Source organism: Nocardiopsis lambiniae (genome assembly GCF_031845465.1).
Classification (GTDB): Bacteria; Actinomycetota; Actinomycetes; order Streptosporangiales; family Streptosporangiaceae; genus Nocardiopsis; species Nocardiopsis lambiniae.
In genome coordinates, this window is sequence record NZ_JAVREP010000013.1 from 1 (window position 1) to 25,919 (window position 25,919).

At 71.1% G+C, this 25,919-nt stretch carries 22 protein-coding genes; 12 read left to right on the forward strand and 10 right to left on the reverse strand.

The annotated features are described in order from the left end of the window. Positions 1-82 precede the first annotated feature (82 nt). Complete coding sequence (gene ileS / locus RM479_RS18640) at positions 83-3,286, reverse strand: isoleucine--tRNA ligase (protein ID WP_311513007.1); 3,204 nt, start codon at positions 3,284-3,286, stop codon at positions 83-85. 360 nt (positions 3,287-3,646) lie between these two features. Here ileS and RM479_RS18645 point away from each other — a divergent pair, with 360 nt between their 5' ends. The 4 genes from RM479_RS18645 (at position 3,647) to RM479_RS18660 (ending at position 6,142) form a co-directional block, all read left to right on the forward strand. After that, positions 3,647-3,907 (forward strand): amidohydrolase family protein, encoded by a 261-nt coding sequence (locus RM479_RS18645; protein WP_311513008.1) that lies wholly within the window; start codon positions 3,647-3,649, stop codon positions 3,905-3,907. Between the two features lie 275 nt (positions 3,908-4,182). Further along, on the forward strand, positions 4,183-4,593 hold the full coding sequence (locus RM479_RS18650) for a TraR/DksA family transcriptional regulator (RefSeq protein ID WP_311513009.1): 411 nt from the start codon (positions 4,183-4,185) through the stop codon (positions 4,591-4,593). A 29-nt stretch (positions 4,594-4,622) separates the two neighbouring features. Continuing rightward, positions 4,623-5,219: a signal peptidase II gene (gene lspA / locus RM479_RS18655; protein WP_311513010.1), complete on the forward strand. Its 597-nt coding sequence runs from the start codon at positions 4,623-4,625 to the stop codon at positions 5,217-5,219. Next, positions 5,216-6,142: an RluA family pseudouridine synthase gene (locus RM479_RS18660; RefSeq protein WP_274807828.1), complete on the forward strand. Its 927-nt coding sequence runs from the start codon at positions 5,216-5,218 to the stop codon at positions 6,140-6,142. Before lspA ends, RM479_RS18660 begins: the two co-directional genes overlap by 4 nt. Before the next feature lie 112 nt (positions 6,143-6,254). Here the strand turns inward: RM479_RS18660 and RM479_RS18665 are convergent, their stop codons facing one another. Beyond that, entirely contained in the window at positions 6,255-7,223 is a 969-nt protein-coding gene (locus RM479_RS18665; protein WP_311513011.1) for a DMT family transporter, read from the reverse strand. A gap of 73 nt (positions 7,224-7,296) precedes the next feature. Here RM479_RS18665 and RM479_RS18670 point away from each other — a divergent pair, with 73 nt between their 5' ends. Beyond that, on the forward strand, positions 7,297-8,220 hold the full coding sequence (locus tag RM479_RS18670) for a LysR family transcriptional regulator (RefSeq protein ID WP_311513012.1): 924 nt from the start codon (positions 7,297-7,299) through the stop codon (positions 8,218-8,220). 58 nt (positions 8,221-8,278) lie between these two features. On the opposite strand, the gene RM479_RS18675 is transcribed toward RM479_RS18670, so the two are convergent. From RM479_RS18675 to RM479_RS18690, 4 genes are all read right to left on the reverse strand, one after another. Continuing rightward, complete coding sequence (locus RM479_RS18675) at positions 8,279-9,961, reverse strand: thiamine pyrophosphate-dependent enzyme (protein WP_311513013.1); 1,683 nt, start codon at positions 9,959-9,961, stop codon at positions 8,279-8,281. Positions 9,962-10,288: 327 nt separating this feature from the next. Continuing rightward, entirely contained in the window at positions 10,289-10,603 is a 315-nt protein-coding gene (locus RM479_RS18680) for an AzlD domain-containing protein (protein WP_311513014.1), read from the reverse strand. Continuing rightward, entirely contained in the window at positions 10,600-11,322 is a 723-nt protein-coding gene (locus RM479_RS18685) for an AzlC family ABC transporter permease (protein ID WP_311513015.1), read from the reverse strand. The genes RM479_RS18680 and RM479_RS18685 overlap by 4 nt, the downstream gene beginning before the upstream one ends. Before the next feature lie 56 nt (positions 11,323-11,378). After that, on the reverse strand, positions 11,379-12,236 hold the full coding sequence (locus RM479_RS18690) for a helix-turn-helix domain-containing protein (protein WP_311513016.1): 858 nt from the start codon (positions 12,234-12,236) through the stop codon (positions 11,379-11,381). 57 nt (positions 12,237-12,293) lie between these two features. Between RM479_RS18690 and RM479_RS18695 the strand changes: the two genes are divergently transcribed. The 3 genes from RM479_RS18695 to RM479_RS18705 all read left to right on the forward strand — a co-directional run bounded on the left by RM479_RS18695 (position 12,294) and on the right by RM479_RS18705 (position 14,082). Beyond that, positions 12,294-12,731, forward strand: coding sequence for a GNAT family N-acetyltransferase (locus tag RM479_RS18695; protein WP_311513017.1), 438 nt, complete (start codon positions 12,294-12,296; stop codon positions 12,729-12,731). Positions 12,732-12,878: 147 nt separating this feature from the next. Further along, positions 12,879-13,538, forward strand: a complete 660-nt coding sequence (locus RM479_RS18700) for a PaaI family thioesterase (RefSeq protein WP_311513018.1) — start codon at positions 12,879-12,881, stop codon at positions 13,536-13,538. Positions 13,539-13,770: 232 nt separating this feature from the next. After that, positions 13,771-14,082, forward strand: a complete 312-nt coding sequence (locus RM479_RS18705; protein WP_311513019.1) for a chorismate mutase — start codon at positions 13,771-13,773, stop codon at positions 14,080-14,082. A 154-nt stretch (positions 14,083-14,236) separates the two neighbouring features. Here RM479_RS18705 and RM479_RS18710 read toward each other — a convergent pair whose 3' ends face one another. After that, a complete protein-coding gene (locus tag RM479_RS18710) occupies positions 14,237-15,469 on the reverse strand; it encodes an endonuclease/exonuclease/phosphatase family protein (RefSeq protein WP_311513020.1) in 1,233 nt (410 codons plus the stop codon). Positions 15,470-15,537: 68 nt separating this feature from the next. On the opposite strand from RM479_RS18710, the gene RM479_RS18715 reads away from it, so the two are divergent. The 3 genes from RM479_RS18715 (at position 15,538) to dnaE (ending at position 21,850) form a co-directional block, all read left to right on the forward strand. Continuing rightward, positions 15,538-16,383 carry a hypothetical protein gene (locus RM479_RS18715; protein ID WP_311513021.1) on the forward strand — a complete coding sequence of 282 codons (846 nt, stop codon included), beginning with the start codon at positions 15,538-15,540 and terminating at the stop codon, positions 16,381-16,383. A 310-nt stretch (positions 16,384-16,693) separates the two neighbouring features. Beyond that, positions 16,694-18,097, forward strand: a complete 1,404-nt coding sequence (locus RM479_RS18720; RefSeq protein ID WP_311513022.1) for an HNH endonuclease signature motif containing protein — start codon at positions 16,694-16,696, stop codon at positions 18,095-18,097. Between the two features lie 189 nt (positions 18,098-18,286). Further along, positions 18,287-21,850: a DNA polymerase III subunit alpha gene (gene dnaE, locus RM479_RS18725; protein WP_311513023.1), complete on the forward strand. Its 3,564-nt coding sequence runs from the start codon at positions 18,287-18,289 to the stop codon at positions 21,848-21,850. A 247-nt stretch (positions 21,851-22,097) separates the two neighbouring features. Here the strand turns inward: dnaE and RM479_RS18735 are convergent, their stop codons facing one another. Continuing rightward, positions 22,098-22,637: a DinB family protein gene (locus RM479_RS18735; protein ID WP_311513024.1), complete on the reverse strand. Its 540-nt coding sequence runs from the start codon at positions 22,635-22,637 to the stop codon at positions 22,098-22,100. A gap of 81 nt (positions 22,638-22,718) precedes the next feature. Between RM479_RS18735 and RM479_RS18740 the strand changes: the two genes are divergently transcribed. Beyond that, positions 22,719-23,372: a hypothetical protein gene (locus RM479_RS18740; protein ID WP_311513025.1), complete on the forward strand. Its 654-nt coding sequence runs from the start codon at positions 22,719-22,721 to the stop codon at positions 23,370-23,372. 4 nt (positions 23,373-23,376) lie between these two features. On the opposite strand, the gene RM479_RS18745 is transcribed toward RM479_RS18740, so the two are convergent. Then, positions 23,377-25,242: an AMP-dependent synthetase/ligase gene (locus RM479_RS18745; protein WP_311513026.1), complete on the reverse strand. Its 1,866-nt coding sequence runs from the start codon at positions 25,240-25,242 to the stop codon at positions 23,377-23,379. 98 nt (positions 25,243-25,340) lie between these two features. Then, positions 25,341-25,796 (reverse strand): Cys-tRNA(Pro) deacylase, encoded by a 456-nt coding sequence (ybaK, locus tag RM479_RS18750; RefSeq protein WP_311513126.1) that lies wholly within the window; start codon positions 25,794-25,796, stop codon positions 25,341-25,343. Between the last annotated feature and the right edge of the window lie 123 nt (positions 25,797-25,919).

Sequence of the window (25,919 nt, forward strand, 5' to 3'; positions counted from 1 at the left end):
GCGAACGCCCCTGACACCCCCCGTACGGGTAACACCGACGGGCGCCGCCCCCCGCGGGGGGGGCGGCGCCCGTCGCCGTCGATCAGGCCTTGCGGAAGCCGAAGGCCACGCCGAACTCCTCCGATGAGGTGCGGTGCAGATCCGCACCGATCTCACCCGCCGTGAAGGCGTCCGCCAGCACCTCGCCGGCGATGGTCCCACCGTGCTCGGCGAGCGCCCGCGACGTGACCTCGTCGGTGGCCGTCCACCACACCTGGATACGGTCCGACACGTCCAGGCCGCTCTGCTTGCGGGCCTCCTGGAGCATACGCACCATCTCCCGGGCCAGACCCGCCCGACGCAGCTCCGACGTCAGCTCCAGGTCCAGCGCCACCGTCTCACCCGACTCCGAGGCGACCGCCCAGCCCTCACGCGGCTGCTCGGTGACCAACACCTCGTCGGCGCTGACCTCCACCGGCTCGTCCTCGACCCGGACCCGCGCCCAGCCGGTCTCGCGCACCTGGCGCACCAGCTCCGCCGGGTCGGCCACCTGGATCGCCTTCGCGACCAGCGGCGTCCGCTTCGCGAACCGCTTGCCCAGCGCCCGGAAGTTCGGCTTGACCAGGTAGTCCACCAGGTCACCGCCGACCGACGACAGCGAGTCCAGCGACGCCACGTTCAGCTCGTCGGCGACCTGGTCGCGCAACTGCTCCGGCAGGTTCTCGAAGCCCGAGGCGCCCACCAGGGCGCGCGCCAGCGGCTGACGGGTGCGCACCGCCGAGTCCACCCGCGCCGACCGGCCCAGCTCCACCAGACGACGGGTCAACCCCATGTGCTCCGACAGGGCCGGGTCGATCAGGTCCTCGCGCACCTGCGGCCACGACGCCAGGTGCACCGACTCCGGAGCCCCCGGCCGCCGCAGCGCCGCCCAGACGTGTTCGGTCAGGAACGGCACGACCGGCGCCATCAACAGCGTCACCGTCTCCAAGGCCTCGAACAGCGTCGCGAACGCCGCCGCGCCCTCCGGAGTGTCCGCCCCGCCCCAGAAACGGCGCCGCGACCGGCGCACGTACCAGTTGGAGACGTCGTCCACGAACGCGGTCAGGCGACGGCCCGCCGTGGTGGTGTCGAAGGCGTCCATCGCCGCCGTGACGTCGCGGACGACCTCGTTCAGCTCCGACAACAGCCACCGGTCCAACAGCGGCCGGTCCTGCGGCGCCGGCGCGTCCGCCAGCCGGGTGTGGTCCCAGCCCCCGCCGGCGTTCGCGTACAGGGTGAAGAACGACACGGTGCTGTAGTAGGTCAGCAGCACCTTGCGGACGATCTCCTCCAAGGCGGCGTGCCCCACCCGACGGGCGGTCCACGGCGAACCACTGGCCAGCATGAACCACCGCAGCGCGTCGGCGCCGTGCCGGTCCATCACCGGGATGGGCTCCATCACGTTGCCCAGGTGCTTGCTCATCTTGCGGCCGTCCTCGGCGAGGATGTGACCGAGCACCACGACGTTCTCGAACGCGTTGCGGTCGTGCACCATCGTGTTGACCGCCAGCAGCGAGTAGAACCAGCCGCGGGTCTGGTCGATCGCCTCGGAGATGTACTGCGCCGGGAAGTTCTCCCGGAACACCTCCTCGTCGACGTGCGGCGCGCCCCACTGCGCGAACGGCATCGACCCCGAGTCGAACCAGGCGTCGATGACCTCGGGTACGCGCCGCGCCACCCGCTCCTCCTCGGGGAGGGACGGGTCGGCGTCCGGATCGGGGATGACGATGTCGTCCACGTAGGGGCGGTGCGGGTCCAGGTTCGACAGGTCCTGCCCGCTCAGCTCGCTCAGCTCCGCGAGCGAACCCACGCAGATCCGCCGCCCGTCGGGGAACTCCCAGATCGGCAGCGGGGTGCCCCAGTAGCGGTTGCGCGACAACGCCCAGTCGACGTTGCCCCGCAGCCACTCCCCGAAACGGCCCTCCTTGACGTTCTCGGGCACCCAGTTCGTCGCCTGGTTCTGCGCGATCAGCTCGTCCTTGACCGCGGTGGTGCGGATGTACCAGGACGGCACCGCGTAGTACAGCAGCGCCGTGTGGCAGCGCCAGCAGTGCGGGTAGGAGTGCTCGTAGCTCAGATGCCGGAACAGCAGACCCCGGTCCTTCAGGTCCCGCGTCAGCGTCCTGTCGGCCTCCTTGAAGAACACCCCGCCGACCAGGTCCAGGTCCTCCTCGAAGGCGCCGTCGGGGCGCACCGGGTTGACCATCGGCAGCCCGTAGGCGCGGGCCACCGCCATGTCGTCGGCACCGAATGCGGGCGCCTGGTGGACCAGACCGGTGCCGTCCTCGACGGTCACGTAGTCGGCGAGCACCACGTAGTGGGCGGGCTCGTCGAAGGGCACCAGGTCGAACGGACGCCGGTAGGTCCAGCGCTCCATCTCGTCGCCCTCGAAGGACTCCCCGGTGAGTTCCCAGCCCTCCCCGAGGACCTTCTCGAACAGCGGCCGGGCCACGACCAGGCGCTCGTTCCCGTCGGTGGCCACCACGTACTCCACGTCGGGGTGGACCGCCACGGCGGTGTTGGACACCAACGTCCACGGGGTGGTCGTCCACACCAACAGCGCGGTCGGGTGCTCGGGGGCGGCCAGCGGCCCCGACGTCACCGGGAAACGCACGTACACCGACGGGTCGGTGACGGTCTCGTACCCCTGGGCCAGCTCGTGGTCGGACAGGGTGGTGCCGCAACGCGGACAGTAGGGGCTGATCCGGAAGTCGCGGACCAGCAGGTCCTTCTCCCAGATCCGCTTCAGCGCCCACCACACCGACTCCACGTACCGCGGGTCCATGGTGCGGTAGGCGTCGTCCATGTTCACCCAGTAGCCCATGCGCTCGGTCATCGCGGTGAACGCGTCGACGTTGCGCAGCACGGACTCGCGGCACCGGGCGTTGAACTCGGCGATGCCGAAGGACTCGATGTCCTTCTTGCCGGACAGGCCGAGTTCCTTCTCCACGGCCACCTCGACGGGCAGGCCGTGGCAGTCCCAGCCGGCCTTGCGGTCCACGTGGTAGCCGCGCATGGTGCGAAAACGCGGGAAGACGTCCTTGAACGCGCGAGCCTCGACGTGGTGCACGCCGGGCTGCCCGTTGGCGGTGGGCGGGCCCTCGTAGAACACCCAGTTCGGGCCGCCGCGGGTCTGGTCGAGGGAGCGCTGGAAGACGTTCTCCTTCGACCAACGGTCGAGGATCTCGCGCTCCATCGCGGGCAGGTCGATCTGCGCGGGCAGCTGGGGTAGTGCGCGGGATGCGTCCGGCCGGGAGTCGTTGGCCACCGTCGTACCTTTCCATCAGGGGAGTTCCTGACGGAGGGACGAGGCCAGGGGCCCCGCGGTACCACCCTCCTTGGAGACCGTGTTCCGTCCGCGCGACGGCGGCCGGGTCGGTTCCCTCTTCGTTGTGCTTGTCGGGTCTACCGGGGACGCGCGGCGTCCCGTTCTTCCGACGGCTCCGGGGTGATCTTCGTGCCGGTCGTGCCCCCGGGCTCCCACCGCCCCCGGGTCGCTTGGACGGGACCGCGCTTCTAAGCTGTGTCCGTCCGGTCGGGGCCGGCACTACTCGTCCCCATCGACACCCGGGCCCAGGATAACGCAGTGCGGGGCGGAACCTCGCGCTTTTCTCTAGGGAGCGACACCATGGCCGAGAACGTGCGCGGCACCGTCCTGGTGACGCTGTCGGATCGGGACGACGCCGAGGAACTGGCCGAACAGTTGGTCGAGCAGGGCTACGAACCGTGCCTGGTCCACCGGGACATGCTGGCGGGGGAGGACGACGCCGAGGACGCCGACTGGGTCATCGAGGTGCACACGGGCCCGCACGGCGGCCCGGCGGTGTTCGACGAACCGCACCTGGCCGCCCTCGCCGAGGACTACGGCGGCTTCGCCACCGCCGAGTAGCCCCCCGGGCCCGAACCCGGCCCGGGAGGGCCTGCGCCCGGCCGAGGCCGCCCGCGCGCCGACGCCCCCCGTCTCCCCGCCCCACCGGGTGGGAGGCCACCGGTCCGGTCCCCGACACCCCGCACCCGCGCGGGGCCCGTCACCGGGCCCGGTCGTTGCCAAGGGGCCGGTGCTCGCCTAGGCTTCCCCGCACCACTCGCGGCTCCGCCCACGGGGGTGATCCCGCAGGTCGGCGGGGTTCGGGCGGGTGCCGCACGGTCGGGGGAGGCAACGCGATGAAAGCCACCGAGGCGGCGGATATGCCGGTGCTGCCGGGGGAGGACCCCTGGACGTCGGAGGAACTGGTCCGGGTCCGGGAGCGACTGGAGAACGACATCGCCACGGCGCGCGAGGAGATACGCCAGGTCGAGCGACAGGTCGCCGAACGACTCACCGACCCCGTCGAGGGGGCGGGGGACGATCCCGCCGACACCGGGGCCAAGGCCTTCGAACGCGAACACGAGCTGGCGTTGGCCTACAATACTCGTGACCTGCTCGCCGCGAGCGAGCGGGCGATCGAACGGATGCACGCGGGGACCTACGGGATCTGTGAGTCATGCGGTCGGCCCACCGGCAAGGCGCGCCTTCAGGCGTTCCCCCGGGCCACCCTGTGCGTCACCTGCAAACAGCGCGAGGAGCGCCGCTGACTGAGGTAGAGCCCTCCGGGGACAGCAACATGACCACGAACCGCAAGACGGGGATCCCCCCGCGCCGCTATCCGATGCTGGTGCTCATCGCGCTCACCGCCATCGGTGTCGACCTCCTCACCAAGGAATGGGTCCTGGCGACCTTCCACGAGGGTGAACGACTCGACGTCATCGGCAGCGTCGTGCAGTTCACCCTGGTGTACAACACCGGTGCCGCCTTCTCCATGGGCACCGACCACACCTGGGTGTTCTCCACCATCGCCACCGTCGTGGTGATCGCGATCGCCTGCTACGGCCTGCGCGTGCGCAGCGCCTGGTGGGCGGTCGCCCTCGGCCTGATGATGGGCGGGGCCGCCGGCAACCTGCTGGACCGGATCTTCCGCGAGCCCGAACCGTTCCACGGCGCCGTCGTCGACTTCGTCAAGGTGATGAGCTTCCCGGTCTTCAACGTCGCCGACTCCTGCGTGGTGGTCGGGGCGATCCTGGTCGTCGCGCTGACCTTCAAGGGGCTCGACCCCGACGGCACCTGGGCGTCCGACAAGACCGAGGCGGCCGTCGCCACCACCGACGACACCGAGGGCGACACCGCCCCCGGTGACGACACGACCGAAGGGAAGGGCCAGTGAGCGACACCCGCAGCCTGCCCGTGCCCGACGGCCTGGAGGGCGACCGGCTCGACGCGGCGATCGCCCGGCTGTTCGGGCTGTCCCGTACCCGCGCCGCCGAACTCATCGTCGACGGCAGCGTCCTGGTGGACGGCGCCGAGGCGGCCAAGTCCGACCGGGTCCACGCCGGCGCCTGGCTGGAGATCACCCTCCCGCCGCCCCCCACCGCGCCCGTACCCCGCCCCGAGGCCGTGCCGGGCATGCGGATCGTGCACGAGGACGCCGACATCCTCGTGGTCGACAAACCCGTCGGGGTGGTCGCCCACCCCACGGTCGGATGGACCGGCCCCAGCGTCCTCGAAGGCCTGCTGGCCGCCGGCGTGCAGGTGGCCACCAGCGGTGCCGCCGAACGCCAGGGCATCGTGCACCGGTTGGACGCCAACACCACCGGGCTGATGGTGGTGGCCAAGAGCGAGATCGCCTACAGCGTCCTCAAGCGCGCCTTCAAGGAGCGCAGGGTCGACAAGCGCTACCACACCCTGGTCCAAGGGCACCCGGACCCGCTGCGCGGCACCGTCGACGCCCCCATCGACCGGCACCCCGCCGGTGACGGCCGCTGGGCCGTGGTGGCGGGCGGACGCCCCTCGGTCACCCACTACGACACCCAGGAGGCGTTCCGGGCCGCCAGCCTCCTGGAGATCAGGCTGGAGACCGGGCGCACCCACCAGATCCGGGTGCACATGTCGGCGCTGCGCCACCCGTGCGTGGGCGACGCGCTCTACGGGGCCGACCCCACCATCGCCGAACGCCTGGGCGTGCGACGCCAGTGGCTGCACGCGGTACGGCTCGGGTTCGATCACCCCACCGAGCACCGCCCCGTCGAGTACTCCAGCCCCTACCCGCAGGACCTGGAGCGCGCCATGGAGATCCTGCGCGAGGACTGAACCTCCCGCACGCGCCGGACCTCCCGCACACACCGGGGCCCCGACCCGCACCGCGACCGCGAACGGTCCGGTGGCGGATCGGGGCCCCGCGTCGTTCCCGGCCCGGCCCCGGTCAGGCCGAGGGCGGCCGGACCGGCCGGGTGCGGATCATCCCCTGGCACAGGGCCGCGCCGACGATGATGACCACCGCGCCCAAGGGCTGGTTCCAGGACAGGGACTCGCCCATCAGCGTGATCCCGGCGGCGATCGAGATGACCGGCACCACGTAGGTCACCGTGGTGGCCACCGTCGCACCCGCCTCCCGCACCACCGAGTACTGGAGGATGTAGGCCACCCCCGTGCCCAACACCCCCAGCACCACCACCGACGCCACGACCTGCCAGGTCACACCGGTGGGAACGTCGGTGGTCAGGGGCACCAGCACCGCCAGGGGGACGGCGGCCAGCAGCAGTTGCAGGGTGCTCAGCTCCAGCGCGCTGTGGGAACTGCCCGCCACGAACCGGCGCAGGTACGGGGTGCCGATCCCGTAGCAGGCGGTCGCGGCCACCACGAAGGCCATGCCGATCATGGCGTCGCGGTCGCTCACACTCACCTCGCCCAGGGAGTTCCACACCCCGAACACCACCAGCACACCCAGGAACCCGACCGCCAGACCCAGCACCCGGTCCCGGTCCGGGCGCCGCTCGTCGGCCAGCAGCACCATCGAGAAGGCCACCCCGAACAGCGGCGTCGCGGCGTTGACGATGCCCATCACCGCCGAGGGGATGAGCTGCCCCGCGTACCCGAACAGGGTGAAGGGGATCGTGTTGAGCAGGAGCGCGGCGACGGCCATGTGCGCCCACAGACGGGGCGAGGCGGGCCACCGGCCACCGCGCAGCAGCATGACGACCAGGAGCGGCAGGGCGCCGGCGACGATACGACCCAGGGACACCTGCGTCGGCGCCAGCGACTCGGCGGCCACCTTGATGAACACGAAGCTCATGCCCCAGATCAGGGCCAGGAGGGCGAACTTCACCCGCCAGTCGGCCAACGGGCGGCGGGTGTCGACGGGTGAGGCCTCGGGCGGGGAGAGTACGGACATGGAACGGTTGTACCGTGATCCGATGTGTTAGGTCTACTTCGCATTTCTTAACTCGTGAGTTAGTGTCGCTTACATGCTCAGTGTCGACCGCCTCCGTGTCCTCCACGCCATCGCGGCACACGGTTCGCTCAGCGCAGCGGCCGAGGCCCTCCACGTCACCAACTCGGCCGTCTCCCAGCAACTCGCCAAACTCGAACGCGAGGTCGGCCAGTCCCTCGTCGAGCGCAACGGCCGGGGGGTGCGCCTCACCGACGCCGCCGAACTCCTCGTCGAACACGCCGCCCGCATCCTGTCCATGGTCCAACGCGCCGAAGCCGAACTGGAAGCGCACCGCGACGACGTCACCGGACACCTGCGCCTGTCCGCCACCCCCACCGCCGTGCGCGGCATCCTCCCCCAGGCCCTCAACTCCCTGCGCGAGGCCCACCCCCGGTTGCGGGTCGAACTCTTCGAAGAGGAACCCCGCGAAAGCCAGCAGTCCATCGCCCGCGGCGATGTCGACCTCTGCATGGTCATCGACTGGAGGGGATCCCCCCTCACCCTGCCCGACGGCATGAGCCGCGCCCCGCTCATGGAGGACGTCGGCGACATCGCCCTGCCCGCCGACCACCCCCTCGCCCACCGGGAGATCCTGGAGATCGACGAGATCCTCGACCTGCCCTGGATCAGCTGGTCGCGCGGGTCGATCTGCAACGAATGGCTCTACGACATGATCCGCTCACGCGGCGGCGAACCCCGCGTCATCCACAACGTCGAGGAACACCAGACCAAACTCGCCCTCATCGCCGCCGGAATCGGGGCCGCCGTCATGCCCCGCCTCGGCCGCGGCCCCCTACCGGACGGGGTGCGCCTCGTCCCGGTCCAGCCCGCCCTGGTCCGCCAGGTGTACGCGTTCTGGCGCACCGACGCCTCCCGCCGCCCCGCCATCCGCGCGGCCGTCCGCGCCCTGCGCGACGCGGCCTCCACCTACGACACCCGCCCCGTCCCCGTCTGCTGACCACGCCCACCGGAACGGACCGCCCGGACGCGGCGGGGACACCGCGCCCGGGCACCGGTCAACGAGGGGCCTCCAACAGTTCGGACAGGGTGGCCACCGGGCTGATCACCTCCGGGTCCGTGCGCACGTCCACGAGCGTCGGCAGATCGGCTCCCACCGCCTCCCCCAAGGCCTTCACCAGCTCCTCCCCGGTGCGCACGGTCGCCCCCCGGGCCCCCAGGGCACGGGCCCACCCCGCCAGGTCCAACGGCCCACCGATCCGGGTGCCCGCCAACCGCCCCATCTCACGCGCCTGGTGCATGGCGATCGTGCCGTACAGACCGTTCTGGAACACCACGATCGTGATCGCCGCGCCCTCGCGCACCGCCGTCTCCACCTCCTGGCCGGTCATGAGCGCGCCGCCGTCACCGGCCACCGCCACCACGGTGCGCTCCGGCGCCGCGACCTTCGCGGCCACCGCCGCCGGCACCGCGTACCCCATCGCCCCGCTGGTGGGCGCCAACTGGGTGCCCGGATGGCGGAACCACCAACCCCGGTGGAGGAACGACGCGAAGTTCCCGGCGTCGTTGGTCACGATCGCGTCCTCCGGCAACGCCTCCCGCATCCCCGCGACGACCTGCCACGGGTGCATCCCCGGCCCCCCGTGCGCCTCCGTCTCCTCCGGGACGGTCGCCGACTCCACCCACGTCCGCCGGGCCGTGCTCCAGTCCCGGTAAGGGGCCTGGAACGGGGCCTCGGCCAGCTCGCCCAGCGCCACCCCGGCATCGGCGACCACCGACGACCACAGGTCGACGTGCGACCCCGGCCGGCCCGGATCGATGTCGATCCGGGCCACCCGGGCCCGCGTCGTGTCGGGCAGCCGATACCCCTGGGTGGTCGTCTCGCTCAACCGGCACCCCACGACCAGGACCGCGTCGGCCTCCTCCAACGCCGCCAACGTCGCCGGCGGCGTCCCCAACCCCAGATGCCCCAGATAGAGCGGGTGATCGTTGGGGAACACGTCCTGCCGCCGCCACGCGGCGTACACCCCCGCCCCGAACCGTTCGGCCACCCGCACCAGATCCCCGCGCGCCGACCGGGCACCCCCGCCCGCGATGATCACCGGGCGCACCGCGCGGGTCAGCCACGCCGCCAACCGGTCGCGTTCCGCCTCGCCCAACGGCGGCCGTGACGGAGCCGGCGGCCGGGGCGTCCGACCGGCCGCGACCGGCGTCCCGAAAAGGTCCCCGGGCACCGCGATGGCGACCGGCCCCGGACGCCCGGACCGGGCCACCCGGATCGCCTCGGCGGTGACCTCGGCCAACCGGTCGGCCCGGTGCACGGTGGTGGACCACTTGGTGATCGGCGCGTAGAACGCGGTGAGGTCCACCTCCTGGAACGCCTCCCGGCCCAGCCGCTCGGTCTCGGCCTGGCCCAGGAACACGATCATCGGGGTGGAGTCCTGCATCGCGGTGTGCACCCCCACCGCCAGGTTGGCCGCCCCCGGGCCGCGGGTGGCCGCCGCCACCGCCGGGACACCGGTGAGCTTGGCGTCGGCCTCGGCCATGAACCCGGCGCCGTTCTCGTGCCGGGTGGAGATCAGCCGCATGGCGGGATGGCGGTCGATGGCGTCGGCGAGCTCCAGGAAGCTCTCGCCCGGAACGGTGTAGCAGCGGCGGACGCCGGCCGCGGCCAGGACGTCGACCACCGCCTGCGCGGCCGTGCGGTCGGGGGGTGCGGTGCGGTGATCGGCTGTGGCCATGAGGGTGGGGTCCCTTCCATCGTCGCAAGGTCCACTCGGTGCGTCCGGGATCGGCCGGGCGTCTGTCGCCGACTCTGACAGGCGCGCCGAAGCCCGGTCAAGGAACGCCTTCGGCACCCGGGGACGACCGTCCGTCCGCGCGATCCGGTCCACCGTGATCACACCACGGAACGATCGGGGAGGGGGTGGATTCCCCACGATCGCCACGTCCGGCCCCACGGTCCGCGGACCCGTGCCGCGAGGGCCGCCACCGGGCGGCGCACGGGTGCGGCCCGAACGGCACGGACCCGGAATCGCCGGGGGAGCGGTACGGCCACCCCGGCCGCCTCACAACCCCAGGGCCCGCAACCCGGCGGTGACACCGGCCGCGACCAGGACGACCACCAGGAACGGGGCGCGCAGCGCCAACGCCGCCACGGCCGCGCCCACCCCGCCCATCCGGGCCGTGTCCCACGCCAGGGCCTGCCCCTCACCGCGCAGCGCCTCCACGGCGATCAACGCCGCCAACAACGCCAACGGCACGGCGGTCGCGAACCGGCGCAGCCACACGTTGTCGAGCAACCGGCGGGGCGCGGCCAACCCCGCGTACTTCAGCAGGTAACACCCGACCGCGGTGGCGATCAACGCGATCCACAGGGTCACGACCGCACCTCCTCGGTGTCGTCGGCGGTCTCGGCGGCCGGGGACTCCGGACCGATCAGGGCGATGAGCGCGGCCGAGGCGGCCAACAGCACCGGCACCCCCGGCGGCAGCACCGGAGTGGCCGCGAGCGCCAGTCCCGCGCCCAGCCCGGCGATCAGCCGGGCGCGGGCGCCGCCCTCGCGCAACCGGGGCCACAGCAGGGCCAGGAAGATCGCCGGGCCGACCGCGTCCAGCCCCCACGCGTCGATGTCGCTCACCCGCCGGGTGGCCAACGCGCCCACCAGCGTGGTGACCACCCACGACGTCCCCAGGACCACGAAGGTCGTCGTGAACGCCAGCCGGGCCGACGCCCGATCCGGTTGGGCCAGCGTCGCCGCCGTGGTCTCGTCGATGACCCCGTGCGCGGCCAGCGCGCGCCGCACACCGCCGCGCCACCCCAGCACCTCGGCCAGCCGAAGGCCGTACAGGGTGTTGCGGGCGCCCAACAGCAGGGCCCCGAGCATCCCGGCGACGAGATCGCCGCCGCCGGCGACCACACCGATCAACGCGAACTGGGACGCTCCGGTGAACATGAACGCACTGGTGAACACGGCCTGGGCGGGCGACAGTCCGGCGGCCACGGCGGCGGTGCCGAAGGCCAGACCGGCGGCGCCCACGGCGACACCGATCCCGAGGCCGTCGCGCACCGCGGGAGAACGCAGAAGGGAGATGGCTTTCACGTTCGCCCACGTTAGGAGCGGGGCGGGGCGCCGTCTTGTACGTTCTTGCGCCCGGCTCAGAGGACGGACAGCGCCCGCTGGTAGGCGCCCGGCGGCACCCCGAGGTGTCGGCGGAAGTGCCGGTTGAGGTGCGCCTGGTCGGTGAACCCCACCTCCACGGCCACCTCGCTCGGCCGGCGGCCGGCCACCAGCAGGGCGCGGGCGCGGCCCACCCGCACCTGGTTGAGGTAGGCGTGCGGGGGAAGCCCGTACGTGGCCGAGAACGCCCGGGACAGCGCGAAGGGGCTCAGACCCACCTCGGCCGCCAACTCCTCCAGGGTGGGCGGGCCGGTCAACCGGGCCGCCAGGATCTCCCGGGCCCGGACCGCCTCGGGGCGGGCCGAACGCTCGCGGACCTCCGGGGGGCGTTCGCGTCCGTGGGAGCGCAGCAGCGCCGCGATCCCGCGCCGTACCAGGGAGGAGGAGCCCAGCCGGTCGCCGCGTTCGGCCGCCAGGTGCGCCGCGTGCAGGAGCCGGGACGCGTCGGGCGCGTCGATGCCCGACTCGGTGAACGCCGGGGTGCCCCGCAACCCCAGCTCCCGAGCGATGTCCACCACCACCTCCGGCTCGGGATAGAACACCCGGTAGGCCCAGCCCTCGGGGACGCCCGCGTGCCCGGTGTGCACCTCGTCGGGGGCGACCACGGCCAGCCCGCCCGGACCCACCCGGGAGGTGCCGCCCGGGTGGGTGTACTCCTCGACGCCGCCGGTGATGATCCCGAAGGTGTAGGTGGGGTGCGTGTGCCGGGTGAAGGTGGTGGTGACGAACCGGGCGGTGAGCATCTCGGTGCCCGGCAGCCCGGAGAAGCGCCAGTAGCGCGCGTGCTCGGCGCGCGGATCCTCAAGGGCGGGGTGAACGACACTGGGCATGCCCATGCGCCCAGGTTAGTCGCCGGGGCCCGGACCCGGCCGGAGCGGTACTACGCTGCGGGCATGACCACTACCGAGATCCGCCCGGCGCGCGGGGAGCGCGATCGCGCCGCCGTGTTCGTCATCCGGGGCGCCGTCTTCGTCGCCGAGCAGAAGGTGCCCATCGAGGAGGAGTGGGACGAGCGCGACCCGGCCGCCGAGCACCTGCTGGCCCTCGTCGACGGTGTGCCCGCCGGTACCGTCCGACTCGTCGACCAGGGCGACGGGACCGGCCTGCTCGGACGCATGGCCGTCCTGCCGGAGCGGCGCGGCGCCGGCCTGGGGGCCGCCCTGGTGCGGGCCGTGGAGGACCGGGCCCGCGCACGCGGACTGCGCGCGGTGGAGTTGCACGCCCAGACCCACGCGCTGGGCTTCTACGAGCGGCTCGGCTACGCCGCGCACGGCGAGGAGTTCCTCGACGCCGGGATCCCGCACCGCCACATGGTCCGCGACCTCGCCTGACCTCGCGGACGCGTGCTCCCCGTCCTCCGGCGGTGTGACGGGGAGCGCACGTGCGGGCGATACCCGACCGGAATACCACCGAGTAGGATTCGGTTTGACGTTGGTGTCCCCGACCACCAGCCCACACGCCGATCCGACGAGGAACACATGACGGTCAACACGCAGCCGGCCCCCCAACGCCCCGACCCCCGGGCCTTCGGGCTCCCCGTCGTCGAACAGGCCGACATCCCCGCCGAGCTGCGCGACCTGGTGGCCCGCGTCCACACCCTCATCGACGTGGTCGCCAACACCGGAGCCGACACCGACACCCTCGCCGAGGCCGCCGCCACCATCGAGGACGTCACCGCCCGCCTCGACGTCGCCCGCCGCCAGATCGGCACCATGGTCCGCCGCGAACTCGACGACGGCACCGCCGAACACGGCACCATCACGAACATCGTCGCCGGCGACACCAACCCGGCCGCCCCACCGCTCTTCCTCCAGCCCACCGCCGAGGGCGTGCGCGGCGAGGTCACCCTCGGCACCCTCTACCAGGGCCCGCCCGGACTCGTCCACGGCGGCTGGATCGCCGCCCTCCTCGACCAGGCCGTCGGCACCGCCTCCTCCCTGGCCACCTCACCCGGCCTCACCGCCAAACTCGAGGTGGACTACCGCAGGCCCACCCCCCTGTTCAACCCGCTGGAGATCACCGCCGAAGTGCGGCGCACCGAACGGCGCAAGGTCTTCGTCACCGGCCGCATCCGCGTCAACGGCGAGATCACCGCCGAGGCGAACGCCATCATGGTGCGCGTCGAGATCCCCGCATAGGCGGGTCCCCGTGCACACACCCCACGGACGCGCTACCATCACGGACATGACCCACCGCTATCGCGTGTTTAACGAGCCGACGCTCCCGTCGGCCGTCGACACGTAGGCGGAAACGGGAACGTCGGCAACAGAGCACTCGGGCATCGCGCCCCGGTGCTCTTTCGCTTTCCAGGCGGCCGACACCCCCGCGCGGGACACCGTACGGCCGCACCCAACGCGACCGGAGGCCACCGTGCACGACCAGACCACCACCCCGTCCACCACCCACGAGATCGCCCGGCTGCGCGAACACATCGACGACGTCGACGCCCGCCTCGCCGAACTCCTCGAACAACGCGCCCTCATCGCCGCCCGGGTCCAACGGCTCAAGCCCGTCGGCTACTTCGCCGGCCGCGACATGGACCGCGAACGCCGCCTCGTCGAACGCATGGCCCGACACGCTCCCCGCCTGGGCGCCGACCGGCTCGCCGCCATCATGGACAGCGTCATCAGCGCGGGCCTGGCCGCCGCCGAGGAGGAGGCCACCCGCCAACACCGACCGTGACCGGACGGCCCGGGCGGCCACCGTCCCCCGCCCCGAGGCGGCGAGGACGCGCGGCCCGGGCCCCATCCGAACCCCGGACCCCGAAAGCCGCCCCGACCCGTCGGCGCCGCGCACCCACGGGCCACCCGCCCTCCCGACGGAGCCGGGCACCCGGTCACGGCGCCACGTCCACCCAGACGAGCCGGTGATCCGACCCCGGGAACGGACGCCCGGCACCCGTGAGCCGCACCAACGGGTCGTCCAGAGCGGGCCAGAACACACCCCGCGCACCCACCGACGAACCCCGCGACGGCAACACGTAGTCCACCCTCAGGTGCCCCCGCCGCGTGTCCTCCGCGCACACCTCCCCGTGCCCCACGGCGCCCACCGCGCTCCCCACCCGGCCCCGGCCACCCTGGGAGTGAGGCAGCGGATCCACCACCCGGGAATGCTCCAACAACCGGGTGATCGCCTTGGACGACGACGCGCCCTCCCCGGGATCGGCGTTGAGATCCCCGGCCACCACGAACGGCGCCCCCGGCTCCAGACCGCCGCGCACACCCGCGTCGTCCCGTATGTAGCCGTCCGCGCCAGGGGTCAGATAATCCACCCAGAACCGGACCTCGTCGTGATTGCGCAGCACGTTCCGCCGCTCCGGACCGTCGAACGCCGGCGGCGTCGGATGCGACGCCAACAGGTGCACCGGACGGCCCCACCCCGGATCCACCGGCAGATCCCAGTGACTCTTGGACGACAACCGCGCCACCGCCCGCGCCTCCGGCGAGAAGAACGGACCCCCGGTCACCGGATCCACCGGCAGCAGCGCACCGGGCATCTCCGCCCACCGCAACGACCGGAACGTGCGCGCCCGCGCCACGCCCAACGGGTACCGCGAGAACACCGCCATCCCGTACTGGCCGGGAAACCGACCGAACCCCAACGCGTCCTCGGCGTAGGCGACGCTCCCCGGCTCCCTCACGACCCGACCGTCACCGTTGAGATCCACACCCGACGCCACACCCGTGTTCACCGGAGCCGCGTAGGCGTACGGGTAATCGACACCCTCCGCACCGTTCCACCCCCGCGCCAGATACCCCCGCGCGAACGACCGCAGGGCCCGCCCCGTGGGATCGTGGTCGAACTCGTTCACCAGCAGCACGTCGGGGCGCACCCGCTGCACGATCTCGGCGATCACCCGCGCCCGCCCCCACCCCGCGGACGCCAACGCCCGAGCCATCCCCCCGGGCCGCCCCCGGGACAGGGCCGTGTTGAACGTCGCGAACCGCACCGCCCCCTCGGGCACGGGCGGCGGCACCGACGGCGACACCGCCACGGCGGGCGGAGCGATCGGCGCGTCCTCGGTGACGAGGACCAGGGTGGCGGTCGAGGCCGGACGGAGAGAGGTCACCGACCCATCCTCGCGCCCACCGGGAAAATCCCTTGCGCGAGGCGCCCGACTCCGCTTCCCTGACAGGCATGCCCGAACCCAACCTCCCCTTCCGCTGGGACGTGGAACGCGATCACACGGGATCCCTCACCGAACCCGTGCGGCCGGACGGGACCTACGTGGACGCCCTCGTCGAGTGCGCGGCCAAGGTCCTGGCCCGCAGCGCGGACCGGGACCTGTACTTCGTCGGTCGTTCCCCCGACAGCCTGTACGACCTGCTCCACGGTGTCCTCGCCGACACCCCGCACCGCGACCGCGTCCACCGGCTGCCGCTGTCCCTGTACGGATGCGACGGCGGGAACCTCACCCCGACCGAGCGCGCACAGCTCCGGGTCAACCTGACCGCCCAGGGCATCACCCCGGCCCGGCTCGTCGGGGGCGGCCGGGCCATCGTGTTCTGCGACCTGGTCAACGAGGGGAGCACGTTCGAGAACCTGCACCGGGAGCTGACGGCCTGGGCCGACGACGAACGCGCGGACCGCAACCGGATCCGCGGCCGGATCGGCTACCTGGGGATCGTCGCCCGGGAGAAGACCAGCCCCAACACGTGGCGTTGGCAGCAGCACGCCCCCTGGGTGGAGGAGCTGCCGTCCCGCGCGGTGCGCAACGTGTCGATTCCCGGATGGCTGTGGGGCTTCCTGGGGAACGTCCAGCCCAAGACGGAACCGTCGTTCCGCCGCACCCGCTGGGCCGACCCCGAGGTCGCCCGTCCGCGCCACGACGAGAGGACCCGCGCCGCCCTGTCGGCCGCGGTCGCCCTCCACGATCGGGGGCGCGACCCCGAGGTCCGCGACGCGTTCCGACAGGCGCTCACCGCCGACCCCGCCTTCCGCGAACCCTGGCTGCGCACCCTCGCCCACAGCCTCCGTTCCTGAGGAGGAGACCGAATCCGAGCCCCGTGCCGCGTCGCCGGTGCTGAGACACCACCCCACCGGACGCGAACGCCATCGCGAGGCCGCCCGGCCGACCCGGGCCCGGCTCGCGGACCTCATCCCGCACTCATCCATGCTCTCGACTGTGGAGACCGCCCAACGGTCGCCACCGGAAGCCCGAGAGGGCGACGAGGCGTTCTCCGGGTTCACCGAACCCTGTGATGAGGTGCCCGGAACCGGGAGAGCCCTCGACCGGGTGACGCCACCTGTGGAAAACCGGGGGAGGGGTGGTCGCGGATCGTATGGTGTGGTCATGGTGGAGAACAGGGAGCACGTGGACGAACCGGCCGGGTACGCCTCGGTCGATGTCGCGCTGCGCGCCGCCGTCGAAGCCGTCGACCGGGCACTCGGCGGACCGGTGCCCCCCGGGGACGAGGCCCTGGTACTGGACCTGATCACCGCCGTCCACCGCCACATGGACGCCATCGAGCACCGCGCCCTGATCGCGCTGGCCCGTGTACAGGCACGAGGACGCCTCCTGGAGGTGGGAGGACAGCGCACCATGGCCGCCTGGATGACCCACGCCTACGGCATCTCCTCCCGTCGGGCCGCGGAAATGGAACTCCTGGCCCAACAACTCCACCACGGACGGTTGCCCGACACCGAACAGGCCCTGGAGCGAGGCGAGGTGTCCCTCGGCGAGGCCATCGCGATCGCCAAAGAGGCGGACAAGGCCGCCGCCCACGCCGACCACCTCGAAGAGACCCTCGCCGACGGCGACACCGAACGGATCTCCCCCGAGGAGGCGCGCAGGACGATCGAGGCCTCCGTCCTCGCCGCCCGGGAGAACAGCGACACGTTGTCGGTGGCGCGGATCCACCGTCTCGGCAACCGACTACGGGCCTCCCTGGCACCGGACCGCCTTGAGGAGGACCACACCTGGGCGTACGCCGGACGCGGGGCCCGGTTGACCACCACCCACGACGGAGCCTTCCGATTCGAGGTATGGGGAGCGGCCGCCGACGCCACCCTGGTGCGAGCCTGTCTGGACTCCTACACACCGCCCCCGCCCACCGGTCCCGACGCCCTCGTGACCCCGAGGACCGAGCGCACCTACGAGGCGTTCACCACCGCGATGGGCGTGGCCCACGCCCACCACGACTGCGCCGGCGTCGAAACACCCGTGGTGCGCTTGGACGTACTGGTGCCCGACACCGTGCTGGCCGGCGATACCACCGCCGGGGCGGCCGTGACCGACACCGGACGGGTGCTCCCCGTATCGGTGCTCCGTGAATGGTTGACACGCTCCACGATCCGCCCGTTGTTCGTCGACGGTGAGGGAGTGGTCAGGTACGTGGGAGAACGACGTCGACTGGCCTCCTCGGCGCTACGGGCGGCGGTCTTCAAGAACCACAGCGGATGCGCGTGGGAACAGGGATGCGACCTGCCGTTGCGGTGGTGTCAGACCGACCACATCGTGGAGTTCTTCCAAGGAGGACCCACCCGGGCCGACAACCTGCAACCACTGTGCTCCATGCACAACCGGCTCAAACACCGCCGGGCGCTGGCACGGGACCGGCACGGATACTGGGCCGGACGCCCCCACCGCGGCCACCGGGCCGACACCGACCGGGAGAGAAGACGGACATCGTCCGACACGGCGGGACGGTTCCCGGCGCCACCACCCGAGCCACCCCCGACCGCTCCGGTGCCCTGACCCGCGCCCTCGACCAGGTCACCCGACCCCGCCCGCACCCCGGTGCGCTCACCCGGTCGTTCCGCGGCCCCCGACATCGTCGACGCGGTCCGTCCCCGAGCCATGGCGGATGCGCTTCGAGCGTCGTGGGAAAAGCGTAGGCTCAAGAGACACCACCCGTCCGCCCACCCTTCCGGGAGCACTCCACCCATGGCAGACTCCTTCGTCCACCTGCATGTCCACACCGAGTACTCCATGCTCGACGGTGCGGCCAAGCTCAAGCCTCTGTTCAAGGAGGCGGGGAGACTGAACATGCCCGCCGTGGCGATGACCGACCACGGCAACATGTTCGGGGCGTACGAGTTCTACCAACAGTCCAAAGGCACCGGGGTCAAGCCGATCATCGGCATCGAGGCCTACGTGGCGCCCGAGTCGCGCTTCCACAAGAAACGCGTGTTCTGGGGGCGGGCCAGCGGCTCCGACGACACCGCGGCCGAGGGCGGCAAGGACATCTCCGGCGGCGGACGCTACCTCCACATGACGATGCTCGCCCGCAACGCGACCGGGCTGCGCAACCTCTTCAAGATGTCGTCCCTGGCCTCCACCGAGGGCTACTACATGAAGCCCCGCATGGACCTGGACCTGATGTCCGAGAACAGCGAGGGCATCATCGTCTCCACCGGGTGCCCCTCCGGCGGCGTGCAGACACGCCTGCGGCTGGGACAGGAGAAGGAGGCGATCGAATACGCCGCCGGTCTCCAGGACATCTTCGGCAAGGAGAACGTCTTCCTGGAGCTGATGGACCACGGCGTGCCCATCGAGAAGGAGGTCCGCGACGGCCTCCTCAAGGTCGGCCGGGAACTCAAGATCCCACCCCTGGTCACCAACGACTCCCACTACGTCTACGAGTCGCAGGCCGACGCCCACGACGCCCTCCTGGCGGTCGGCGTGGGCAAGAACCTCGACGACCCCACCCGGTTCCGGTTCAACGGTTCCGGCTACTACCTCAAGAGCGTCGACGAGATGCGCGGCCTGCTCACCTTCGACGAATGGCAGGAGGGGTGCAGGAACACCCTCCTCATCGCCGAGCGCATCGACCCCAACGCCTACGACGAGGTGTTCGCGCACCGCCAGCTCATGCCCGAGTTCCCGGTGCCGGAAGGGGAGGACCAGGCATCCTGGCTGGCCAAGGAGGTCGAGCGGCTGCTCAGGAGCCGCTACCCGGACGGGGCGAGCGACGAAGTGCGCCGCCGGGTCGACTTCGAACTCGGCATCATCAACGAGATGGGCTTCCCCGCCTACTTCCTGGTCGTCTCCGACATCTGTCAGTACGCCCGCAAGGAGGGCATCGCCCTGGGCCCGGGTCGTGGTTCGGCGGCCGGCTCGATGATCGCCTACGTCCTGGGCATCACCGACCTGGACCCCCTCGAACACGGCCTGCTGTTCGAGCGGTTCCTCAACCCCGAGCGCGTGTCCATGCCCGATATCGACCTCGACTTCGACGAGCGTCGGCGCGGCGAGATGATCGAGTACGTCACCCGACTGTACGGCGCCGAGCGCGTCGCGCAGATCCTCACCTTCGGCACCATCAAGGCCAAGGCGGCGGTCAAGGACTCCACCCGCATCCTCGGCATGCCCTATTCGGTGGGCGACCAGATCACCAAGGCCTTCCCCGCGGCCGTGGGCGGCAAGGAGATCCCGCTCGACGCCGTGTTCAACGCCGAGCACGAGCGGTACCCCGAGACCACCGAGCTGCGCAACCTCGTCGACAACGACCCCCAGGTCGCCAAGGTCATGGAGACCGCGCGCGGTATCGAGGGACTGACCCGCGGCACCGGTGTGCACGCGGCCGGCGTCATCCTGTCCAAGGAACCCCTGATCGACGTCATCCCGCTGCACATGCGTGACGCCGACGGGGCCATCATCACCGGCTTCCCCTACCCTCAGTGCGAGGACATGGGGCTGCTCAAGATGGACTTCCTGGGCCTGCGCAACCTCACGATCATGGACGACGCGGTCAAGTCCATCAAGGAGGCCGAGGGCCTCGACATCGACCTCGCCCAGCTCTCCTTGGACGACAAGAAGACCTACCAGCTGCTCTCGCGCGGTGACACCCTGGGCGTCTTCCAGCTCGACGGCGGCGCCATGCGCAACCTCCTCAAGCGGATGGAGCCGAAGAAGTTCGGCGACATCGCGGCCGTCCTGTCCCTGTACCGGCCCGGCCCGATGGCGGCCAACGCCCACAACGACTACGCCGACCGGTCGAACGGGCGCCAAGAGGTCACCCCCATCCACCCCGACCTCAAGGACGCCCTGGAGCCGATCCTCGGGGAGACCTTCCACCTGCTCGTGTACCAAGAGCAGATCATGGCCATCGCCCAGCAGCTGGCCGGGTACACGCTGGGCGGCGCCGACCTGATGCGTCGCGCCATGGGCAAGAAGAAGAAGGAGGCCCTGGAGGCGGAGGAGGCCAAGTTCTTCCCCGGGGCCATGGAACGCGGCTTCTCCAGGGAGGCCGTGCAGGCGCTGTGGGACGTCATGCTGCCGTTCGCCGGCTACGCGTTCAACAAGTCGCACGCCGCCGGGTACGCCCTGGTCTCCTACTGGACCGCCTACCTCAAGGCCAATCACCCCGCCGCGTACATGGCCGCGTTGCTGACCTCGGTCAGTGACGACAAGGACAAGATGGCGGTCTACCTGGCCGAGTGCCGGGCTCAGGGCATCAAGGTGCTGCCGCCCGACGTCAACGAGTCGGGTCTGCGCTTCACCCCGGTGGGCAAGGACATCCGCTTCGGCATGGGCGCTGTGCGCAACGTGGGCGCCAACGTCGTCAACTCGATCATCAAGACCCGTACCGAGAAGGGCGACTACACGTCCTTCACGGACTTCCTGTCCAAGATCGAACTCGCGGCCTGCAACAAGCGGGTCATCGAGTCCCTCGTCAAGTCGGGGGCGTTCGACTCCCTCGGTCAGCCCCGTCGCGAGCTGTACCGTCACCACGAGGCCGCGGTGGACGGCATGATCAGCTCCAAGAAGCAGGAGGCGCACGGCCAGTTCGACCTGTTCGGCGGCGGGGACACGGACGGTGACTCCACCCCGATCGGATTGAACATCCAGTGGGGCGATGAGGAGTGGGACCGCAAGACCAAGCTGGCCTTCGAGCGGGAGATGCTGGGCCTGTACGTGTCCAGCCACCCGCTGGCCGGCGCCGAGCGGGTGCTGGCCCGTTCCCGGGACACCTCCATCGCCCAGATCGTCGCCGGTGAGATGAGCCGGGAGCGCAACGAGGTGCGCATCGCCGGGCTGATCTCGAAGGTGGAGAAGCGGGTGAACAAGGCGGGCAACCAATGGGCGATCGCCACCGTGGAGGACCTGGACGCCTCGATGGAGGTGCTGTTCTTCCCCAAGACGTTCCCGTTGTACGTGGACGCCCTCATCGAGGACACCGCGGTGACGGTCAAGGGCCGTCTCAATGACAGGGACGGCACGTGGTCGATGTTCGCCTCGGAGATGTCGATGCTGGACATCTCGCACATCACCGAGGGAGAACCCCCGGTGCTGCTGACGGTGGACGAGAAGCGGTTGACCCCGGACCTGGTCGATGAGTTGCGCCAGGTGTTGAGCACCCACAAGGGGGAGACCCCGGTGCGGATCCGGGTGGACAACCCGGTCCGTTCCAAGATCTTCGCGGTGGACCGCTACTCGGTGCGGATCTCCCCGGAGTTCAACGGTGAGATGAAGAGCCTGTTGGGGGCGTACGCGGTCGACTACTAGACCGGATGTTGCCCTGATCCCCCTACGAGGAGATCGGCACCCTGGCCTACCAACTCGGCGCTGTGGCGGTCCAGGTGGAGCGGGCCAAACGCCTGCTGTCCGACACCAAGCGCGGCCTCTACCGCATCCTCGCCGCCGACGACACCGCCCCTCGGGGGGACGACGAACTCGACTGACACCGTCGGACACGGAGAACGGGTGTCGGCCGCGATCGCGGCCGACACCCGTTCGGTGTTCTCCGAGCGTCCTACTCTCCCGTGGTGCCGTCGGCGAGTTCGCGCAGGAGGTCCAGGTGTCCGTTGTGGCGGGCGGTCTCCTCGATCATGTGGACCAGGACCCAGCGCAGCGTCGTACGCCCCCGGGACCCCAGCACCTTGCGCGAGGAGGACCCGAGTTCCAGTTTCGCGGTGATCTCCCGGGACCTGGCGCATTGCGCCTCGTACTCCTCCAGCAGCGTCCCCAGGGGCACCTCGGCCCCCAGCCGCCATTCGGCGTCGGGGTCCTCCTCGCCGTAGGGGGCCAGGTCGGGCTGGTCGAGCATGACCGACTCGAACCAGAACGCCTCCACCCATCGCAGATGACAGACGATTCCGCCCACCGTCATCAACGGCGACGTCGGCAGCGGCGCCGCCGCCGACAACGACGGCTCCAGCCCGGCGCATTTGGCGTGGACCGTGGCGCGGTGCCAGTCCAGCCACGAGGTGAGCATGGTGCGTTCGTCGGCGGCCATCGGAGGGTCGACACGGGCGGTAAGGGGAAGGCGCAGAGTGCTGTTGTTGTCGCTCATGCCGGTATTCTCCGTTCCGGTCATGTCGTCGGGCCACCGGTTTTCCATGGTGACGACACGATGGCGAGGAGAAGGCCGCAGATGAACGACCAGAACAGGGCGAACGCACCGCGCGCGCCGCGCCCGGTGATCGTGGGCGCCTGCGTGTTCGGGGCACCGGCCTTGGCCGGGGTGTTCCTGGGTCTGCTCTGGTGGCTCGTGGCCCCCGACCGCGCCGAGGGCACCGTCCTGGGAGACGGCGGGGTCTTCACCGGCACCAGCGAGGCCCTGTTCGCGGGGGAGGGGACCTTCGTCATCATCACCGCGCTGGCCGGGCTCGTCTCCGGTTACGCCGTCTACATGGCGCAGTTCCCCCTGGCCCGACGCCGCCCTCGGGACCTGCGCCTGCTGTGTCTCATCGCCGGTTTCCTCGGTTCGGTCGCCGGCACCCTGCTGACCTGGCGCGTCGGTGTCCTGCTGGACGCCCCCCTGCACGCCGCCCTGGAACGGGCACAGCCCGGCGATCGGGTCACCCTCGGTCTGGACCTGGCCGCGACCGCGTTCCTGGTCGCGTGGCCCTTCGTCTTCGTCCTCCAATACGCCCTGCTCGACGTGATCAGCATGCTCCGGAGGGACCTGCCGGGCGTGCCCGGGACGCGGTCCACCGCCGCGCGCGACGACGAACCCCTCGCACCCGCCCCGACGCCGACCGGCCCCTCGCCGGTGGGCGAGGGGCCGGATCCGTTGCCGCGCTGACGGGTCAGAGGGTTCGCACGCTGTCCTCGTACATGCCATCGAGGATCTCCTGGTACTTGGCCTCCACCGCCCGACGCCGCATCTTCAGGCTCGGCGTGATCTCGCCGCCCTCCACGGTCAGGTCGTTGGGCAGGATCGCGAACTTCTTGACGGTCTCGTGCCGGGGCAGGGTGAGGTTGAGTGCGTCGATGGCCTCTTGGACCATCGCGCGTACCTTCGGGTCCCCGGTCAACCCGGCGTAGTCGAGTGCGCCCAGTCCGTTCTCCTCGGCCCAGGTCGCGATGGCCTCGGGGTCCAGGGCGACCAGTGCCACGCAGTAGGCGCGGCGGTCGCCGTGCACCACCAGGTTGCTGACGTAGGGGCACAGTGCCTTGAACCGGCTCTCGATGCCCTGCGGCGCCACGTACTTACCGCCGGAGGTCTTGATGAGCTCCTTCTTGCGGTCGGTGATGCGCAGCTTGCCGTCCTCCAGGACGCCGATGTCGCCGGTGGCGAACCAGCCGTCCTCGTTCAGGACCTCCTCGGTGGCGCCCGACATGTTGTGGTAGCCGCGCATGACGCCGCCGCCGCGCAGCAGGATCTCCCCGTCCTCGGCGATCTTCACCTCCGTGCCGGGCATCGGCAGGCCCACGGTGCCGAACCGGATGTCACCGGGACGGTTGAGGAACGAGCCGGCGCTGGTCTCGGTGAGCCCGTAACCCTCCAGGATGATGATCCCGGCGCCGTGGAAGAACCGGCCGATCTCGGGGGCCAGCGGGGCGCTGCCGGAGATGAAGAACTTCAGTCGGTCGCCGAAGCGGGCGCGCAGCTTGGAGAAGACCAGCCGGTCGGCCACCTTGTGCTGGAGGGCCAGCGCCCCGGTGGGCTCCTTGCCCTCCTCTTTGAGCCGGGCCACCTTGTCGCCGACGCCCACGGCCCACGTGAAGATGCGGTACTTGGCGCCACCGGCCTCCTTGGCCTGCATGACGACGCGGTTGTAGACCTTCTCGAAGATGCGGGGCGCGGCCGCCATGAAGGTGGGACGCACGATGGCGAGGTTGTCGACGATCTTGTCGACCCGCCCGTCCACGGCGGTGAGGAAGCCCACCCGTAGCTGGCTGACCTGCATGAGTTTGCCGAACACGTGGGACAGGGGCAACCACAGGTACTGGACGTCCTGGGGGGTGAGCAGTTCCCAGCCCTGACCGCGCAGTTCCTCGTCCAGGTCCGACAGGGCCTGCGCCTCGTAGAGCCAGTTGCCGTGGTCCAGCCGCACCCCCTTGGGACGTCCGGTGCTGCCGGAGGTGTAGATGAGGGTGGCGAGGTGGTCGGATTCCACCGACCCGACGAGTTCGCCGAACAGGTCGGGCCTCTCCTCGTGCGCCTTCGCGCCCAGTGCGCTCAGCTCGTCGAGGGTGATGACCCAGCCGTCCTCACCGCCTTCGCCGTCGAAGACCACGACCTTGGACACGCCGGGGATCTGTGCCCGCTGGTCGACGAGCTTGGCCACCTGTTCGGCGTTCTCGGCGAAGACCACCATGCTGCCGGAGTCGGCGATGATGTAGGCCGCGTCGGGGGCGGTGGACGAGGGGTAGATGGTCGTGGACGCACCGCCGGCGCACAGGATCGCCAGGTCGGCCAGGATCCACTCGATCCTGGTGCCGGCGGCGATCGCGCAGCGGGCCTGCGAGGTGACCCCCAGGGAGTGCAGGCCCAGTGCGAGGTCGCGCACCCGGTCGCGGGTCTGGGACCAGGTCAGGGTCTCCCAGGTCTCGGGAGCGCCGGTCGTGTCGGGGACGGGGTAGGTGAACGCCGTCGCGTCGCCGCTCTCGGCGACACGCGAGACGAACATGTCCGGAACAGACGAGAAGGGGGATGCAGTGTTACCCATGTCACAAAGCTACCTTCGGGTAGTGGGGGCGGCAACAGCCGATGTCCGCTTGTGACCGGGTACCCCCGCATCCTTCCCGCGATCCACGCGGGAAAAGCTCAGTCCGTGCCGATGGGGGCGGTGACCGCCTCGGTGAGCGAGATGAGGTCGCCGGGGGTCAGTTCCATTTGCAACCCGCGCCGTCCGGCCGACACGTACACCGTCGGCAGATCCCTCACCGACGCGTCGATGACCGTCCGCAGTCGTTTGCGCTGACCGAGCGGGCTGATACCGCCCCGCACGTACCCGGTCGCCTTCTCCGCCCTGGCGGGATCGGCCATCACGGCCTTCTTCCCGCCCACGGCGGCGGCCAGCGCCTTGAGGTCCAGTGTGGTGCTCACCGGTACCACCCCGACGATGAGGGTCCCGTCCACCTCGGCCACCAGTGTCTTGAACACCCGTTCGTGGGGCACCCCCAGCGCGTCGGCGGCGTCGGTCCCGTAGGAACGGCCTTCCCCGCCCTCCACCTCGTACGGGTGCAGGGTGTAGGTGGTCTTCGTCCTTCCGGCCGCCACGGTCGCGGGCGTCGCCTTTCCGCTCATGGGCTCCCCCGGTCCCTCTTCGCAGGCGTACGTCCGGTCGGCCCCGGAGGCCTGCTCTGTAGGGCAGGCTAACGAACTTCGTGCGGTTCGCGGCCC

What these genes read in the sequence shown, in the direction of transcription:
- RM479_RS18645 (WP_311513008.1), top strand. Translation starts at nt 3,647, where the DNA reads ATGGCCGAGAACGTGCGCGGCACCGTCCTGGTGACGCTGTCGGATCGG.
- RM479_RS18650 (WP_311513009.1), top strand. Translation starts at nt 4,183, where the DNA reads ATGAAAGCCACCGAGGCGGCGGATATGCCGGTGCTGCCGGGGGAGGAC.
- lspA (WP_311513010.1), top strand. Translation starts at nt 4,623, where the DNA reads ATGACCACGAACCGCAAGACGGGGATCCCCCCGCGCCGCTATCCGATG.
- RM479_RS18665 (WP_311513011.1), bottom strand. Translation starts at nt 7,223, where the DNA reads ATGTCCGTACTCTCCCCGCCCGAGGCCTCACCCGTCGACACCCGCCGC.
- RM479_RS18670 (WP_311513012.1), top strand. Translation starts at nt 7,297, where the DNA reads ATGCTCAGTGTCGACCGCCTCCGTGTCCTCCACGCCATCGCGGCACAC.
- RM479_RS18675 (WP_311513013.1), bottom strand. Translation starts at nt 9,961, where the DNA reads ATGGCCACAGCCGATCACCGCACCGCACCCCCCGACCGCACGGCCGCG.
- RM479_RS18690 (WP_311513016.1), bottom strand. Translation starts at nt 12,236, where the DNA reads ATGGGCATGCCCAGTGTCGTTCACCCCGCCCTTGAGGATCCGCGCGCC.
- RM479_RS18695 (WP_311513017.1), top strand. Translation starts at nt 12,294, where the DNA reads ATGACCACTACCGAGATCCGCCCGGCGCGCGGGGAGCGCGATCGCGCC.
- RM479_RS18700 (WP_311513018.1), top strand. Translation starts at nt 12,879, where the DNA reads ATGACGGTCAACACGCAGCCGGCCCCCCAACGCCCCGACCCCCGGGCC.
- RM479_RS18715 (WP_311513021.1), top strand. Translation starts at nt 15,538, where the DNA reads ATGCCCGAACCCAACCTCCCCTTCCGCTGGGACGTGGAACGCGATCAC.
- RM479_RS18720 (WP_311513022.1), top strand. Translation starts at nt 16,694, where the DNA reads ATGGTGGAGAACAGGGAGCACGTGGACGAACCGGCCGGGTACGCCTCG.
- dnaE (WP_311513023.1), top strand. Translation starts at nt 18,287, where the DNA reads ATGGCAGACTCCTTCGTCCACCTGCATGTCCACACCGAGTACTCCATG.
- RM479_RS18735 (WP_311513024.1), bottom strand. Translation starts at nt 22,637, where the DNA reads ATGAGCGACAACAACAGCACTCTGCGCCTTCCCCTTACCGCCCGTGTC.
- RM479_RS18740 (WP_311513025.1), top strand. Translation starts at nt 22,719, where the DNA reads ATGAACGACCAGAACAGGGCGAACGCACCGCGCGCGCCGCGCCCGGTG.
- RM479_RS18745 (WP_311513026.1), bottom strand. Translation starts at nt 25,242, where the DNA reads ATGGGTAACACTGCATCCCCCTTCTCGTCTGTTCCGGACATGTTCGTC.